14 protein-coding genes are annotated in these 17,041 nt (G+C 59.5%); 4 read left to right on the top strand and 10 right to left on the bottom strand.

The window, feature by feature from the left end:
- Position 1: 1 nt before the first annotated feature.
- The 7 genes from gcvH to arcD (ABH909_RS10250) all read right to left on the bottom strand — a co-directional run bounded on the left by gcvH (position 2) and on the right by arcD (ABH909_RS10250) (position 7,947).
- Positions 2-376, bottom strand: a complete 375-nt coding sequence (gene gcvH / locus ABH909_RS10220) for a glycine cleavage system protein GcvH (RefSeq protein WP_030131840.1) — start codon at positions 374-376, stop codon at positions 2-4.
- Between the two features lie 564 nt (positions 377-940).
- Positions 941-2,449, bottom strand: a complete 1,509-nt coding sequence (locus ABH909_RS10225) for a sigma-54-dependent transcriptional regulator (RefSeq protein WP_429432802.1) — start codon at positions 2,447-2,449, stop codon at positions 941-943.
- Between the two features lie 216 nt (positions 2,450-2,665).
- Positions 2,666-3,028, bottom strand: coding sequence for a DUF5064 family protein (locus tag ABH909_RS10230; protein WP_429432804.1), 363 nt, complete (start codon positions 3,026-3,028; stop codon positions 2,666-2,668).
- Between the two features lie 12 nt (positions 3,029-3,040).
- Positions 3,041-3,970, bottom strand: a complete 930-nt coding sequence (gene arcC / locus ABH909_RS10235) for a carbamate kinase (protein ID WP_429432806.1) — start codon at positions 3,968-3,970, stop codon at positions 3,041-3,043.
- Positions 3,971-4,146: 176 nt separating this feature from the next.
- Positions 4,147-5,157, bottom strand: coding sequence for an ornithine carbamoyltransferase (locus ABH909_RS10240; protein WP_007903335.1), 1,011 nt, complete (start codon positions 5,155-5,157; stop codon positions 4,147-4,149).
- A gap of 69 nt (positions 5,158-5,226) precedes the next feature.
- On the bottom strand, positions 5,227-6,483 hold the full coding sequence (gene arcA / locus ABH909_RS10245) for an arginine deiminase (RefSeq protein ID WP_123495475.1): 1,257 nt from the start codon (positions 6,481-6,483) through the stop codon (positions 5,227-5,229).
- Between the two features lie 36 nt (positions 6,484-6,519).
- Positions 6,520-7,947 (bottom strand): arginine-ornithine antiporter, encoded by a 1,428-nt coding sequence (gene arcD / locus ABH909_RS10250; protein WP_008072931.1) that lies wholly within the window; start codon positions 7,945-7,947, stop codon positions 6,520-6,522.
- 446 nt (positions 7,948-8,393) lie between these two features.
- Here arcD (ABH909_RS10250) and arcD (ABH909_RS10255) point away from each other — a divergent pair, with 446 nt between their 5' ends.
- Complete coding sequence (gene arcD, locus ABH909_RS10255) at positions 8,394-9,821, top strand: arginine-ornithine antiporter (RefSeq protein ID WP_429432809.1); 1,428 nt, start codon at positions 8,394-8,396, stop codon at positions 9,819-9,821.
- A gap of 195 nt (positions 9,822-10,016) precedes the next feature.
- Here the strand turns inward: arcD (ABH909_RS10255) and ABH909_RS10260 are convergent, their stop codons facing one another.
- From ABH909_RS10260 to gap, 3 genes are all read right to left on the bottom strand, one after another.
- On the bottom strand, positions 10,017-11,348 hold the full coding sequence (locus ABH909_RS10260) for a CoA transferase (protein WP_429432811.1): 1,332 nt from the start codon (positions 11,346-11,348) through the stop codon (positions 10,017-10,019).
- 218 nt (positions 11,349-11,566) lie between these two features.
- A complete protein-coding gene (locus ABH909_RS10265) occupies positions 11,567-12,031 on the bottom strand; it encodes a methylglyoxal synthase (RefSeq protein ID WP_429439817.1) in 465 nt (154 codons plus the stop codon).
- Positions 12,032-12,119: 88 nt separating this feature from the next.
- Positions 12,120-13,121, bottom strand: coding sequence for a type I glyceraldehyde-3-phosphate dehydrogenase (gene gap / locus ABH909_RS10270; protein ID WP_008013978.1), 1,002 nt, complete (start codon positions 13,119-13,121; stop codon positions 12,120-12,122).
- 219 nt (positions 13,122-13,340) lie between these two features.
- On the opposite strand from gap, the gene edd reads away from it, so the two are divergent.
- The 3 genes from edd (at position 13,341) to ABH909_RS10285 (ending at position 17,032) form a co-directional block, all read left to right on the top strand.
- On the top strand, positions 13,341-15,167 hold the full coding sequence (gene edd / locus ABH909_RS10275; RefSeq protein WP_429432813.1) for a phosphogluconate dehydratase: 1,827 nt from the start codon (positions 13,341-13,343) through the stop codon (positions 15,165-15,167).
- A complete protein-coding gene (locus ABH909_RS10280) occupies positions 15,164-16,123 on the top strand; it encodes a glucokinase (protein ID WP_429432815.1) in 960 nt (319 codons plus the stop codon). The genes edd and ABH909_RS10280 overlap by 4 nt, the downstream gene beginning before the upstream one ends.
- 177 nt (positions 16,124-16,300) lie before the next feature.
- A complete protein-coding gene (locus tag ABH909_RS10285) occupies positions 16,301-17,032 on the top strand; it encodes a response regulator (RefSeq protein WP_008006907.1) in 732 nt (243 codons plus the stop codon).
- The last annotated feature ends 9 nt before the right edge of the window (positions 17,033-17,041 follow it).

Here is a 17,041-nt window from a genome sequence, read left to right on the forward strand (position 1 = left end):
CTCAGGCTTGGGCGATCAGACGGTCGTAAGCGTCTTGATCCAGCAGTTGGCCGACAGCCGAGGCGTCGGTTGGCTGGAAGCGGAAGAACCAGCCTTCGCCCAGCGGATCTTCGTTGACCAGTTCAGGGCTGCTGTCCAGCGCCGGGTTCACTTCCAGCACTTCGCCATCGAGTGGCATGTACACGCCGCTGGCGGCTTTTACCGATTCCACGGTGGCGGCTTCAGCGCCTTTGTCGTAGGACTGCAGCTCAGGCAGTTGTACGAAAACCACGTCGCCCAGAGCGTTCTGCGCGAAAGCGGTGATGCCGACGGTAACGGTACCGTCAGCTTCGGTGCGCAGCCATTCGTGATCTTCAGTAAAACGCAATTCGCTCATGGAAACTCCTAAGGGGGCCAGACTCGTCTGGTGGACGCGATGGAATACTCGGCAATGCCGTACTTTATGGATGGTTACTAAGCAAAAACGCGGCCAATGTTATTTTGTTGTTAAATATCAATAAGTTATATGTTTTTTCGAAGCGCGGCGATTTGCGAGCTGTAGCGAAATCGCTACAGCGCAAGCCGAAGAAAAAAGCCTAGGAGGATCAAAGCCTTGCAAAGCGGCGATCAGAAGAGGGTGTATCGATTTCATTCCACTGTAGCGCTTTCAGTACAGATGGAGGTCGCTTTTAAACAGGTTAGAAGCCCTTGAATTGGAACCCGACCCGTAGGAGCTGCCGAAGGCTGCGATCTTGTCCCAGGCACTACATAGCTAAAGTCAAAAGATCGTAGCCTTCGGCAGCTCCTACAAGATGTATACCGAGCCTTTGTAGGAGCTGGCGAAGCCTGCGATCCTTTACTCACCAAAGCAGGATCAAAAGATCGCAGCCTTCGGCAGCTCCTACATGGGTAAGCGCATGGCCCGATACAAGGTAAGTGTACGGCCGAAGGCAAAGGAGCTTTAGGGCTTGTTGGGTATGCCGTACTTACGCAACCGATGGGCGATCGCGGTGTGGGAGGTTTGCAGGCGGCTGGCCAGTTGGCGGGTCGAGGGGTAGCTGACGTAGAGTTTTTCCAGCAGGGTTTTCTCGAACTCTTCCATGGCCTGTTCAAGGCTGTCGACCTCGCTGTCGCTCTGGCGCGCCACGGAGGTGCCAGCGATATCGAGGTCGCCGATGTCCACCAGGCTGCTTTCGCAAATCGCCGCGGCACGGAAGATTACGTTCTGCAATTGCCGCACGTTTCCCGGCCAGCGATTGTCTAGCAGCGCCGGATAAGTGCCCGGCGCCAGTCGACAGACCGGCCGCTGGATCTGCGCGCAGGCCTGCTGCATGAAGTAGCGCGCCAGCAGCAGAATGTCCTGGCCCCGCTCGCGTAACGGCGGGACTTCGACATTCAGCACGTTGAGGCGATAGAACAGGTCTTCGCGGAAGGTGCCTTCGCTGACCATTTTTTCCAGATCGCGGTGAGTCGCGCTGAGGATCCGCACATTGACCTTCACTTCGCGATCGCCGCCGACCCGTCGGAAGCTGCCGTCATTGAGAAAACGCAGCAGTTTCGCCTGCAGGTACGGTGACATTTCACCGATCTCATCGAGAAATACCGTGCCCTGGTTGGCCAGTTCCATCAGCCCCGGTTTGCCGCCCCGTTGCGCGCCCGTGAAGGCGCCGGGGGCATAGCCGAAAAGCTCGCTTTCGGCGAGGTTTTCCGGCAGTGCCGCGCAGTTCAAGGCCAGGAATGGCGAGCTGTGGCGAGCGCTGATGGCGTGGCAGGCGCGGGCCACCAGCTCTTTACCGGTGCCGGTCTCGCCCTGGATCAGCAACGGTGCATCGAGGGCCGCAACCCGTTGGGCGCGAGCCTTGAGCGTACGGATCGCCGGGGATTCACCAAGCAGGGCATCGAAGCCTTCGGCGTGATCGTGGTGCAGCGCCGAGAGGCGTTCACCGATGCGGTTCGGTTGATACAGGGTCAATAGCGCGCCGGCGTCGGTGATCGGCGTGGCGTCCAGCAGCAGGGTCTGGCCGTTGACGGTGATCTCGCGCAGCGGCAGGCGGAAGCCGTTTTCCAGCAACGCGTCGAGCAGCGCCGGGTCAGCAAATAGCTCGCTGACGCTTTCACCCGCCGGTTCGCGGCCGTACAGGGCGATCAGCGCCGGGTTGGCCAGCAGCACCTTGCCAGCGCTGTCGAGGGCCAACACCGGGTCGGTCATGGCGGCGAGCAACGCATCGAGCTGCAAGTGACGGCGCTGGCCGGGAAGAATGTCGACCACTGTCACCGCTTGCACGCCGCGCACGCTGAACAGCGCATCGCGCAGTTCTTCGAGCACTGCCGGGCTCAAGGTCGGGGCGTCAATGTAGACGTTGGGCGGGACCATTTCCACCGCATCCAGATTGAGATTGCGCCCACCGAGCAGGGCCAGGACTTCCTGGGTGATGCCGACGCGGTCGATGAAGCTGACGTGGATACGCATGGGGCGGTTGGGTTCTGGAGTGCGAAGGGGGGCAAGTATGCCTTGGGGCGGGCCAATGGTGAAATCCTGTGCAGGACTTCAGGGCTGCACCGAACCAATGTGGGAGCGGGCTTGCTCGCGAAAGCGGTATAGCAGGCAACATTTATGTCGGCTGACACTCCGCCTTCGCGAGCAAGCCCGCTCCCACAGGTACAGCGTTCATCCAGGGGAATAGGGTTATTCGAAGTGCTCGAGGTTTACCGGGTCGCCGGATTTCATATCCAACTGCTTGCGGATGTCTTCAAACATCAGATCGTAATGCTTGTGAATCGAGCCGATCTGGCTGTGTGTCTTCGGGATTCCGTACTTCTCGGCGATTTTCGTTACATTGTTGGCGAAGTTGTAAGCCTCCTCCTTGGGCAAAAAGAAGGTCTCCGTCATGTCTTTTCCCTGCATGCTGCCGTGCATGGTGAACAGAATCCCTTTGCCTTTCTTGGGATCCTGCGAGACTTCATAGTCGAGGTGCACGTTGTAGTTGACATCATCCGGGGTCAGCGCGTGGCGCTCGATGTGCAGATGACCGGGCTCAAACGTTGCCATTGACGTCTCTCCTTACAAGTAAGTTATGCCAGGTGTCGCCGTACTGATACGCGTGCCGGCCTTGCCCTGGACGATCGCTTCGATGTCCGAGAGTGAACCGATCACCGCGGTTTTTCCAGTATGGCGGGCGAACTCGCAGGCCGCCTGGACCTTCGGTCCCATGGAGCCGGCGGCGAAGCCGAGTTTTTCCATCTCATCGGGGTGGGCCTGGGCAATAGCTTTCTGGGTGGGTTTGCCGAAGTCGATGAACGCCGCATTAACGTCGGTGGCGATCACCAACAGATCGCTTTCAAGCTGTTCGGCCAGCAGCGCCGAGCACAGGTCCTTGTCGATCACCGCTTCCACGCCTTGCAGTTTGCCGCTGGCGCCGTACATCGTCGGGATACCGCCACCGCCGGCGCAAATCACGATACTGCCTTTTTCCAGCAGCCACTTGATCGGGCGGATTTCGAAGATGCGTTTGGGTCTCGGGCTGGCCACCACGCGGCGGAACTTGTCGCCGTCCGGCGCAATCGCCCAGCCTTTTTCGGCGGCGAGTTTCTCTGCTTCGGCCTTGGTGTAGACCGGGCCGATGGGTTTGCTGGGGGCCTGGAATGCCGGGTCGTTGGCGTCGACTTCGACCTGGGTCAGCAAGGTAGCGAACGGAACTTCGAAGTCCAGCAGGTTGCCCAGTTCCTGTTCGATGATGTAGCCGATCATGCCTTCGGTTTCGGCACCGAGCACGTCCAGCGGATAAGCGGACACCTGGGTGTAGGCGGCCGCTTGCAGCGACAACAGGCCGACCTGCGGACCATTGCCGTGGGCGATCACCAGTTGGTTGCCGGGATGGACCTTGGCGATCTGTTCGGTGGCGACCCGGATATTGGCGCGCTGGTTGTCCGCGGTCATGGGTTCACCCCGGCGGAGCAGGGCGTTACCGCCCAGAGCAACGACGATACGCATAATGCAGTCCTTTCAAGAGTTCGGTGATCCCCGTAGGAGCTGCCGAAGGCTGCGATCTTTTGATCTTGGTCTTTTGATCTTGATCTTTACCTGGCCATTGAAGATCAACATCAAGATCAAAAGATCGCAGCCTTCGGCAGCTCCTACAGGGTCAGGTCATGAACACGTGTTCAGCCTCAGATATCCGCCAGCGCCGAGACCAGAATCGCCTTGATGGTGTGCATGCGGTTTTCCGCTTGCTCGAAGGCGATGTTGGCCGGCGACTCGAAGACGTCTTCGGTCACTTCGACGCCGTTGGCCAGGTGCGGATAGCGCGCGGCGATGTCTTTGCCGACCTTGGTTTCGCTGTTGTGGAACGCCGGCAGGCAGTGCATGAATTTCACCCTCGGGTTGCCCGAGGCCTTCATCATCTCGGCGTTGACCTGGTAGGGCAGCAGTTGCTCGATGCGCTCGTCCCACGCTTCCACCGGCTCGCCCATCGACACCCAGATGTCGGTGTGGATGAAGTCCACATCCTTGACCGCTTCCTTCGGGTCTTCGGTGATGGTGATGCGCGCGCCGCTCTCCTCGGCGAAGGCCTTGCACTGATCGATGAAGTCCTGATGTGGCCACAGCGCTTTCGGTGCGGCGATGCGCACGTCCATGCCGAGTTTGGCGCCGATCATCAACAGCGAATTGCCCATGTTGTAGCGGGCATCGCCGAGGTAGGCGTAGCTGATGTCGTGCAGCGGCTTGTCGCTGTGCTCACGCATGGTCAGGGTGTCGGCGATCATTTGCGTCGGGTGGAATTCAGCGGTCAGGCCGTTGAACACCGGCACGCCGGCGAACTTGGCCAGCTCTTCGACGATTTCCTGTTCGAAGCCGCGGTACTCGATGGCATCGAACATCCGCCCCAGCACCCGGGCGGTGTCTTTCATGCTTTCCTTGTGGCCGATCTGCGACGACACCGGGTCGATGTAGGTGACGTGAGCGCCCTGGTCATGGGCCGCGACTTCGAAGGCGCAACGGGTGCGGGTCGAGGTTTTTTCGAAGATCAGCGCGATGTTCTTGCCTTGCAGGTGCGGACGCTCGGTGCCGGTGTACTTGGCGCGCTTGAGGTCACGGGACAGATCCAGCAGGTAATTGAGCTCGCGAGTGGTGTGGTGCATCAAACTCAGCAGGCTGCGGTTACGCATGTTGAAAGCCATGAGTGGATCTCCTTGGGTATCGGTTATCCCCCGGGCCGCGCTGGATAAGCGGCGGCCAGGGTTTGCAGGTTAATAGTCGATTGGGTCACGGATGATCGGGCAAGTCATGCAGTGGCCGCCGCCACGCCCGCGACCGAGTTCACCGGCGCTGATGGTGATGACCTCCACACCGGCCTTGCGCAGCAGGGTGTTGGTGTAGGTGTTGCGGTCATAACCGATCACCACGCCGGGCTCCACGGCCACCACGTTGTTGCCGTCGTCCCATTGCTCGCGTTCGGCGGCGAAGGCGTTGCCGCCGGTTTCCACCACGCGCAGCGCTTTGAGGTTGAGGGCCTTGGCCACGGTGTCGAGGAAGCTGGTTTCTTCGCGGCGAACGTCGACGCCGCCCGGTTTGCTTTCGTCAGGGCGCACGCTGAAGGCGACAATCTGGCTCACCACTTCCGGGAAAATGGTCACAAGGTCGCGGTCGCAGAAGCTGAACACGGTGTCCAGGTGCATCGCTGCGCGGGACTTCGGCAGGCCGGCGACAATCACCCGCTCGACGGCTTTGTTCTTGAACAGGTTGACCGCCAATTGGCCGATGGCCTGGCGGGACGAACGCTCGCCCATGCCGATCAGCACCACGCCGTTGCCGATCGGCATTACATCGCCGCCTTCAAGGGTGGCGCTGCCATGGTCCTGATCCGGATCGCCGTACCAGATCTGGAAGTCGGCGTTGGTGAACTGCGGGTGGAATTTGTAGATGGCGGTGGTCAGCAGGGTTTCCTGACGGCGCGCCGGCCAGTACATCGGATTGAGTGTCACGCCGCCGTAGATCCAGCAGGTGGTATCGCGGGTGAACTGGGTGTTGGGCAGCGGCGGCAGAATGAAGCTGGAGTGACCGAGAAATTCGCGGAACATCTGGATGGTCTTGCCGCCAAAGCTGTCCGGCAGGTCATCGGCCGAAACACCGCCAATCAGGAACTCGGCGATCTTGCGCGGCTCCAGGCTGCGTAGCCAGGAAGCGGTTTCATTGACCAGACCCAGGCCCACCGAATTGGCGGTGATCTTGCGCTCCAGGATCCAGTCCAGCGCTTCAGGAATTGCAACGATATCGGTCAGCAGGTTGTGCATTTCCAGCACGTCGACGTTGCGCTCGCGCATTTTGGTGACGAAGTCGAAATGGTCACGCTTGGCTTGAGCCACCCACAGCACATCGTCGAAAAGCAATTCATCGCAGTTGTTCGGGGTCAGCCGCTGATGGGCCAGGCCGGGGGAGCAAACCATGACTTTACGCAGTTTGCCGGCTTCGGAATGGACGCCGTACTTAACTTTTTCGGTGGTCATTACAGTGATCCTCCAGATGACAAATGGGTCAAGGTGTTACAGGGTCAGGAAGCCGTCATACAGCCCGTAAGCCGCCACCAGGGCGCCCACGACTACGGCGGCAAAAATCAGCTTCTCGACGTTGGTGAAAACCGGTTTGTTGACTTCAAGCTTGGCCTTGGCAAACAGGATCGCGCCAGGCGCATAGAGCAGGGCGGAGAGCAGCAGGTATTTAACGCCGCCGGCATAAATCAGCCAGACCGCATAGATCAACGCGATGGCGCCGATGAACAGGTCTTTCCTGCGCTCGGCCGCAGCGTTTTCATAACTCTCGCCGCGCACCGCCAGCAGCAGCGCGTACGCCGCCGACCACAGGTACGGCACCAGAATCATCGACGTGGCGAGGTAGATCAGTGACAGATAAGTGCTGGCCGAAAACAGCGTGATGATCAGGAACAGCTGGACCATGGCATTGGTCAGCCACAGTGCATTGACCGGCACATGGTTGGCGTTTTCGCGGCGCAAAAAGGCCGGCATGGTGTGGTCCTTGGCGGCGGCGAACATGATCTCCGCACACAGCAACACCCACGACAGCAGCGCACCGAGCAACGAGATGATCAAACCGACGCTGATCAGCACTGCGCCCCAATGACCGACCACGTGTTCCAGCACCGCGGCCATGGACGGGTTTTGCAGTTTGGCCAATTCCGGCTGGGTCATGATGCCCAGCGACAGCACGTTCACCAGCACCAGGAACAGCAGCACGGTGATGAAACCGATGACGGTGGCTTTACCCACGTCGCTGCGTTTTTCCGCACGGGCCGAGAAGATGCTCGCGCCTTCGATGCCGATGAACACCCAGACGGTGACCAGCATCATCTTGCGCACCTGGTTCATCACGCTGCCCAGATCCGGGTTTTTCAGGCCCCAGATGTCGGCGGTGAAGATCTCCAGCTTGAAGGCGAAAATCGCGATCAGGACAAACAACAGTAGCGGCACGATTTTGGCGACGGTGGTCACCAGGTTGATGAACGCTGCTTCCTTGATTCCGCGCAATACGAGGAAATGCACCCCCCACAGCAGCAGCGACGCACCGATCACAGCCGCAACGGTATTACCCTCGCCAAAAACGGGAAAGAAGTAGCCGAGGGTACTGAATAGCAAGACGAAATAGCCGACGTTGCCCAGCCAGGCGCTGATCCAGTAACCCCAGGCGGACGAGAAACCCATGTAGTCGCCGAAACCGGCCTTGGCATAGGCGTACACCCCGCCGTCCAGATCTGGCTTGCGATTGGCCAGGGTCTGGAACACGAAGGCCAGGGTCAACATGCCGACGGCGGTGATTGCCCAACCGATAAGAACAGCACCGACGTCGGCACTGGCGGCCATGTTCTGGGGCAGTGAGAAAATCCCGCCACCGATCATCGAGCCGACCACCAGCGCAACCAGAGCGCCAAGTTTCAGTTTTCCGGGGGATTCAGACATGCATGACTCCAGTGCAGGAGAAAGAGAGAAAACAGATTAATTTCGTTTGCTTTTCAATCATCTGACTTGGATCAATGCATGATCACATTCCATTGTTAATTAACGACTTATGTAATTTTTATAGGCGTAAGGTTATTGCCGGAAGAGCTCTTTCCAGAGGTCTCGGCTGACGGTTGGAGAAATCAAGCGCATCGATTGAAGTTTAGACGCTAGTTTGTTTTTATGTTTTGGCAAGTGACGAGTTCTGGTTTTGGAGTGATATGAATTTAGTTAGAATATACAGACAAAACTGCGATTTACAGTCAGCGCGTTAGCGTGATCAGCTATAAGTAAAAGACAGAGATTGGCGTTAATTGATAAACGTTATTACGCTTTATCTATTTAGTTAAAACCAACAATGTGACGGTCTCGCGGTGATAGTCGCGGCGGGAAATGGAGACGCCCGAATGTCGCAACCGACGCAAAAGCTTCGCCTGAGTGCGCTGATCGCTTTGGTGGTGGGTTCGATGATTGGCGGTGGGATTTTTTCCTTACCGCAAAACATGGCAGCGCGTGCCGATGCCGGGGCGATATTGATCGGTTGGGCGATCACTGCCGTTGGCATGCTGACCCTGGCCTTTGTGTTCCAGACCTTGGCCAATCGCAAGCCGGAACTGGACTCCGGGGTGTACGCCTACGCCAAAGCCGGTTTCGGCGATTACATGGGTTTCTCATCGGCCTGGGGATACTGGATCAGCGCCTGGCTGGGCAACGTCGGTTATTTCGTGCTGCTGTTCAGCACTCTCGGGTATTTCTTTCCGGTGTTTGGCCAGGGCAACACGCCGATCGCCATCGGCTGCGCCTCGGTGCTGCTGTGGGCGGTGCATTTTCTGGTGCTGCGCGGAATCAAGGAAGCGGCGTTCATCAATCAACTGACTACCGTGGCCAAGATCGTCCCGCTGATCATGTTCGTCGTCATTGCCGCCGTGGCCTTCAAGGCGGATATCTTCACTCGCGATATCTGGGGACGCAGCAACCCGAATTTCGGCGGCGTGATGGATCAGGTGCGCAACATGATGCTGGTCACTGTGTTCGTCTTCATCGGCATCGAAGGCGCCAGCGTGTATTCGGCGAGGGCGCAGAAACGTTCGGACGTGGGCCGGGCCACGGTCATCGGTTTTATCGGTGTGCTGGCCCTGCTGGTGCTGGTGAACCTGTTGTCGCTCGGCATCATGAGTCAACCGGAACTGGCCACTTTGCAGAACCCGTCACTGGCGGCGGTGCTGGAACATATCGTCGGCCCTTGGGGCGCGCTGCTGATCAGCATTGGCCTGGCTATTTCGCTATTGGGAGCATTGCTGTCCTGGGCGTTGTTGTGCGCTGAAATCCTCTTCGCTACCGCGAAAGACAAGACGATGCCAGCCTTTCTGAAAAAAGAGAACGCCAACCATGTGCCGGTCAACGCACTGTGGCTGACCAACGTGATGATCCAGATTTTTCTGCTGATCACGCTTTTTTCCGCCGGTACTTATACCAGCCTGATCTACCTCGCCTCATCGATGATTCTGGTGCCATATCTATGGTCGGCGGCGTATGCGGTGTTGCTGAGCGGGCGAGGGGAAACCTATGAGCATGCTTCGGCCGAGCGCACGAAAGACTTGCTGATCGGTGGCATTGCCCTGTGTTACGCGGTTTGGTTGTTGTATGCCGGTGGCGTGAAATACCTGCTGCTCTCGGCGTTGTTGTATGCACCGGGGGTGATTCTGTTTGCCCAGGCCAAGCGGGAACAGGGCAAACCGCTGTTTACGTTGGTGGAGAAAGGCATTTTCAGCTGTGTGGTTGCCGGGGCGGGGTTGGCGGCCTATGGGTTGTACAGCGGATTGTTGTCGTTGTGAGGTTGTTGCTGGCGTATCAACCCTGTCGAGAATAGGCGGCGCAGGTGCTTTGGACATCGTTGAGCCAACTGGATTGAGCTGAGCTGAGATGTGTAGTCTTTCCCGGGCCTCTTCGCGGGCAAGCCCGCTCCCACAGTGAACGAGTTTCCTTGGAGGAATGCGATCACCTGTGGGAGCGGGCTTGCTCGCGAAGGGTCACCACCACTGCGCGCGATGGGAACCCAGTTCACCGGCCGGCAGCGCCCATTGCAGCGGTGTCCCGGTGATTTTCAGTGGCACCTTCAACCGATGGGTCGGCCCCCAAGGTGTCTGCTCAATCAACAGCCCTTGATCGTTGTCATCCTCCGCCCGCAACGGCTCATCGGTTCCCGCGCCATGCTCAATCAGCAACTTGGCGGTCCGTGCCAACGACAACCTGGCCGACCCGCCACGTCCCAATAACGTGATCGTCGCCGCTGCCATCAAATACCCGGTGGCGTGATCAAGCGCCTGCACCGGCAGCGGCGTCGGCTGGTTCGCTTTCTTCCACTGCATCCCCGCTTCGGCAATCCCGCTGCTCATCTGTACCAAACTGTCGAACCCTCGACGGTTCTGCCAGGGGCCGCTCCAGCCGTAGGCGTTGAGGCACACATCAATCAGGCCCGGCGCCAGTTGTTGCCGCACGGCGACGCCATAACCCAACTTTTCCAATGCATCGGCGCGGTAGCCGTGGAGCAGGATATCGGCGTCCTTGAGCAGGCATTCGAACGTCATGCGATCAGTCTTGTCGTGCAGATCCAGGCGCGCACAGCGTTTGCCCAAAGTGACTTCCGGCACCACGCCCGGTTCGTTCCAGGTCGGTGGGTCGATGCGCAAAACATCGGCGCCCAGGCCAGCGAGAAAACGGCTGGCGATGGGGCCGGCCAATACGCGGGTCAAATCCAGCACCTTGATGCCTGCCAGCGGTTGCGCCACCGAACCCCTCCACGGCTTTGCATGTTCGCTGCTGTCGGTGCTGAACCGAATCAACGGCTCGGCATTCACCGCCAAACCTTGGGGATGCGTTTGCCATTGCGCCCAGCTACGCATTTCGGCCGCGCAACCACCGGCATCGATCACCGCCTGTTCCAGATCGCTTTTGGCCCATTGCGCAACCTCGATCGCCATCGCGGCGCGGTCGGCACAGGCGCCGAGCACGCTTTCAGCGGCGGCACGGTGATGAGGTGCGTTGGTGTGCATGCGGATCCAGCCGTCCTTGGTCGCATAGTCGCCGGCGACCGGATCCCACAACGGTGGAACGTTCCAGCCCACGGGACGAATCGACGTTGCGAACCAGAACGACGCCAGACGGCGGTCGACTTCAAGGGGAGGCAAACGGCCGGTGTGTTGTTGCAGCCATTCACTTACAGCTTGGCCGGCAGCGGCAATGCTTGCGCAGGCAAGGTCGGTGACGGCAAACGCCGAGGGCAGGCCGCCGCTCGAGGCGAACGGGATTGGGGTGTGGGGCAAGCCGAGCGCGGCTTGAATGGACGTGAGTAAATCAGTCATCGAAGGCCCTCCGGAGCGAGAGCCCGAGCATAGTTCAAAATACCGCTCGATTAGATGAAAACGCCGGTTGCCGGCCGAATACCCTACCCTGTGGGAGCTGGCTTGCCTGCGATGGCGGTGTATCAGCCAACAGAGATTCGGCTGACACACCGCCATCGCAGGCAAGCCAGCTCCCACAAGGATTTGTGATTATTGCTACGCCCGGTATTGGTCACGCTTCATCCACGACCTAGCAAATAAGTCGCGTAATCCGGGATGCGGTGTTCGTGAGCCTGATCCATCAACGGGCTGCTGAGCAGGTAATCGGCACTGCACTCATTGCAGGCCACCGGGATGTTCCACACCGCCGCGACCCGCAGCAGTGCCTTGATGTCCGGGTCGTGGGGTTGCGGTTCGAACGGGTCCCAGAAGAACACCAGCATGTCGACCTGCTGCTCGGCGATTCGCGCACCGAGTTGCTGGTCGCCGCCCAACGGACCGCTGATCATGCTTTCCACCGGCAGGTCGAGGCGTTGTTGCAATAACAACCCCGTCGTGCCCGTGGCGACCAGTTCATGTTGCGCGAGTTTGTTTTTCTGCCGCTCGGCCCAATCCAACAAAAATATCTTGCAGTGATCGTGGGCAACCAGGGCGATACGCTTGCGCGCTGGCAGGGTTTTTTGCGTAAAGCTGATACCGATCATCGCTTGCTTCTCCCAGGCGTAATGCGCCTGCGACGACGCATTTTCCGGCGTTTTCACATACCTACGGGGGCCGCGTCGACACAGCTGTTTATTCGGCGTTGCAGAGCGCCAGGCAGTTATCGAGCATGCGGTTGGAGAAGCCCCACTCGTTGTCGTACCAGGCCAGCACTTTGAGCAGCTTGCCGCTGGACTTGGTGTGGTTGGCGTCGAAGATCGACGACAGCGGGTTGTGGTTGAAGTCGCTGGAAACCAGCGGCAGGGTGTTGTAGCCGAGAATCTTCGAGTGCTGGCTGGCTTGTTTGAGCATCGCGTTGACTTCATCGGCCGACGCTTCACGCTTGAGCTGCACGGTCAGGTCCACCAGCGACACGTTGATCACCGGAACACGCACCGCCATGCCGGTCAGTTTGCCCGCCAGTTCCGGCAGCACCAGGCCGACCGCTTCAGCGGCGCCGGTCTTGCTCGGGATCATGTTCTGGGTGGCGGAGCGGGCGCGGTACGGGTCGGTGTGATAGACGTCGGTCAGGTTCTGGTCGTTGGTGTAGGCATGGATGGTGGTCATCAGACCGCTTTCGATGCCCAGCTCGCGGTGCAACACCTGGGCCACCGGGGCCAGGCAGTTGGTGGTGCATGAGGCGTTGGAAATGATCTGGTGCGATTGGCGCAGAATGTCGTGGTTAACCCCATAAACCACGGTGGCGTCGGCGCCTTTGGCCGGGGCCGAGATAATCACTTTGCGTGCGCCGGCCGTAATATGCGCGGCGGCTTTGGCACGGTCGGTGAACAGACCGGTGCATTCGAACACGACGTCGACCTTTTCCGCGGCCCAAGGCAATTCGGCCGGGTTGCGAATGGCACTGACCGAAATACGGTCGCCGTTGACGGTCAGGCTTTCCTGATCGTGCTGGACATCGGCATCGAACGTGCCGTGAACGGTGTCGTACTTGAGCAGGTGAGCATTCATCGAGCTGTCGCCCAGGTCGTTGATCGCTACGATCTGCAGATCCTGACGATAGCCTTGGGTATACAGTGCGCGCAGGACATTACGGCCGATACGGCCAAAACCATTGATTGCAATTCGAAGAGTCATTTACAGCGCCGCCGTCGTTTTGTTGTTGGAATTACAAGATTATTCGCAAAAAAATAGAAAACAAGCCTTTTTAGTGGCAATATTTTGTTTTATCTACAACGAGTGACCTGAATCAACTGGTCCGAATGATCAAGAAAACCGTCTGTCACCCCGATCACAGCGGTGCTTGGTCAGCATAGACAATCAGGTCGCCACATCCGTTAGCCTGGAGTTCTACACATGCATCCCCGCGTACTTGAGGTCACCGAACGGCTTATCGCCCGCAGCCGCGCCACGCGTGAGGCTTACCTTGCATTGATCCGCGACGCCGCCAGCGACGGCCCGATGCGCGGCAAGCTGCAATGCGCCAACTTCGCCCATGGCGTAGCCGGATGTGGCAGCGACGACAAGCACAGCCTGCGGATGATGAATTCCGCCAACATCGCCATCGTTTCGTCCTATAACGACATGCTCTCGGCGCACCAGCCGTACGAAGTCTTCCCGGAACAGATCAAAAAAGCCTTGCGCGAAATCGGCTCCGTCGGCCAGTTCGCCGGTGGCACTCCGGCGATGTGCGATGGCGTGACCCAAGGCGAACCAGGCATGGAATTGAGCCTGCCGAGCCGCGAAGTGATCGCGCTGTCCACCGCTGTAGCGCTGTCCCACAACATGTTCGACGGCGCGTTGATGCTCGGCATCTGCGACAAGATCGTGCCGGGCCTGATGATGGGCGCGTTGCGTTTTGGTCATCTGCCGACCATTTTTGTGCCGGGCGGGCCGATGGTGTCGGGCATTTCCAACAAGCAGAAAGCCGATGTGCGTCAGCGCTATGCCGAAGGCAAGGCGACGCGCGAAGAGCTGCTGGAATCGGAGATGAAGTCCTATCACAGCCCTGGCACCTGCACTTTCTACGGCACCGCCAACACCAACCAGTTGCTGATGGAAGTCATGGGCCTGCACTTGCCAGGCGCCTCTTTCGTCAACCCGAACACCCCGTTGCGCGATGCCCTGACCCGCGAAGCGGCGCATCAGGTCACCCGCTTGACCAAGCAGAACGGCGACTTCATGCCGATCGGCGAAATCGTCGACGAGCGTTCGCTGGTCAACTCCATCGTGGCCCTGCACGCCACGGGCGGCTCAACCAACCACACGCTGCACATGCCGGCCATCGCCATGGCCGCGGGCATCCAGTTGACTTGGCAGGATATGGCCGACCTCTCCGAGGTGGTGCCGACCCTCAGCCACGTGTACCCGAACGGCAAAGCCGACATCAATCATTTCCAGGCGGCGGGCGGCATGTCGTTCCTGATCCGCGAACTGCTGGAAGCGGGCCTGCTTCACGAAAACGTCAACACGGTGCTGGGCCACGGCCTGAGCCGCTACACCATGGAGCCGTTCCTCGAAAACGGCGAACTGGTCTGGCGCGAAGGCCCGATCGAAAGCCTCGACGAAACCATCCTGCGTCCGGTCGCTCGCGCATTCTCCTCAGAGGGTGGCTTGCGGGTGATGGAAGGCAACCTCGGCCGTGGCGTGATGAAGGTTTCGGCAGTCGCGCTGGAAAACCAGGTCGTCGAAGCACCGGCGATGGTGTTCCAGGATCAACAGGACCTGGCCGATGCATTCAAGGCCGGTTTGCTGGAGAAAGATTTTGTCGCGGTGATGCGCTTCCAGGGTCCGCGTTCCAACGGCATGCCGGAGCTGCACAAGATGACGCCGTTCCTCGGCGTACTGCAGGATCGCGGTTTCAAGGTTGCGTTGGTGACTGATGGGCGTATGTCCGGCGCCTCGGGGAAAATCCCGGCGGCGATCCACGTCAGCCCCGAAGCATATGTGGGCGGCGCTTTGGCGCGGGTGCAAGAGGGCGATATCATCCGCGTCGATGGCGTCAAAGGCACCCTGGAGCTTAAGGTGGACGCCGAAGAATTCGCAGCGCGCGAGCCCGCCAAAGGTTTGTTGGGCAACAACATTGGCAGCGGTCGCGAACTGTTTGGTTTCATGCGCATGGCCTTCAGCTCCGCAGAGCAAGGCGCCAGCGCCTTTACTTCTGCCCTGGAGACGCTTAATTGAAACTGGCTCTGGTCGGTGACATCGGTGGCACCAACGCACGTTTCGCGTTGTGGAAAAACCAGCAGCTGGAATCGGTCCAGGTGCTGGCGACGGCAGACCACGCCAGCCCGGAAGAGGCGATTGCGCTCTACCTGAGCGGCCTCGGTCTGGCGCCGGGTTCGATCGGTTCGGTGTGCCTGTCGGTGGCAGGCCCCGTGAGCGGCGATGAATTCAAATTCACCAACAATCACTGGCGGCTCAGTCGCCAGGGGTTCTGCAAGACCTTGCAGGTGGATCAACTGCTGTTGATCAACGATTTTTCGGCGATGGCCCTGGGCATGACCCGCTTGCAACCGGGTGAATTTCGGGTGGTCTGCGAAGGCACGCCAGAACCGTTGCGGCCGGCAGTGGTGATCGGCCCGGGCACAGGTCTGGGCGTGGGCACGTTGCTCGATCTGGGCGAAGGTCGTTTTGCCCCGCTGCCGGGGGAGGGCGGTCACGTCGACCTGCCGCTGAGCAGTCTGCGAGAAACCCAACTGTGGCAGCACATCTTCAACGAGATCGGGCATGTCAGTGCTGAAACGGCGTTGAGCGGCAGTGGTTTGCCGCGGGTCTACCGGGCGATCTGCGCGGTGGACGGTCACACGCCTGTGCTCGACACGCCTGAGGCGATCACAAAGGCCGGGCTGGCGGGCGATCCGATTGCCCTGGAAGTGCTCGAGCAATTCTGCTGCTGGCTCGGTCGCGTGGCCGGCAACAACGTCCTGACCACCGGGGCCCGTGGCGGTGTGTACATCGTTGGCGGTGTGATTCCACGGTTTGCCGATTTCTTCGTCAAAAGCGGTTTCGCCCGGTGTTTCGCCGACAAGGGCTGCATGAGCGATTACTTCAAAGGCATTCCGGTGTGGCTGGTGACGGCACCGTATTCCGGCCTTGTTGGTGCGGGTGTGGCGCTGGAGCAATCCATTCCAGCCTGAAATGCAATCCAGTGTGGGAGCGGGCTTGCTCGCGAAAGCGGTCTATCAGTCAACCAAGATGTTGAATGTGATGGCCCCTTCGCGAGCAAGCCCGCTCCCACAGTAGTTCTGCAGTGTTTGTAGATTCGGTGCTTAAGGCATAATCCTCCACAACACAAACAACAAGGATGCCGCCCCGTGAGCTCAGTCAACAAGTCGATTTTGTTGGTCGATGACGATCAAGAGATACGCGAGTTGCTGGACACCTACCTGACCCGCGCCGGTTTCCAGGTCCGTACCACGCCCGACGGTGCAGGTTTTCGTCAGGCCTTGAACGAGGCGCCGAGCGATCTGGTAATCCTCGACGTGATGCTGCCGGACGAAGACGGGTTCAGCCTCTGCCGCTGGATCCGTCAACACCCGCGTCAGGCCCATGTACCGATCATCATGCTCACCGCCAGTTCCGACGAGGCCGACCGTGTCATCGGCCTGGAACTGGGCGCAGACGACTACCTCGGCAAACCTTTCAGCCCCCGTGAATTGCAGGCGCGCATCAAAGCCTTGTTACGCCGCGCGCAGTTCGGTCAGGAGCGTTCCGGCAGTGAAGTGCTGGCCTTCGATGACTGGCGGCTGGACATGGTCAGCCATCGGCTGTTCCATATCGACGGCGAGGAAGTGATTCTCTCGGGCGCCGATTTCGCGCTGCTGAAACTGTTCCTCGATCATCCTCAGGAAATCCTCGACCGCGACACCATCGGCAACGCTACCCGTGGCCGTGACCTGATGCCGCTCGATCGCATCGTCGACATGGCGGTCAGCCGTTTGCGCCAGCGCCTGCGCGATACCGAAAAACCGCCGCGGCTGATCCGTACCGTGCGCGGCAGTGGCTACCAACTGGCAGCCAACGTGGTTGCCAGCAATGGCCACTGAGTTCCTGCG

This window comes from Pseudomonas sp. BS3782 TE3695, from assembly GCF_050435305.1.
Taxonomy (GTDB): domain Bacteria; phylum Pseudomonadota; class Gammaproteobacteria; order Pseudomonadales; family Pseudomonadaceae; genus Aquipseudomonas.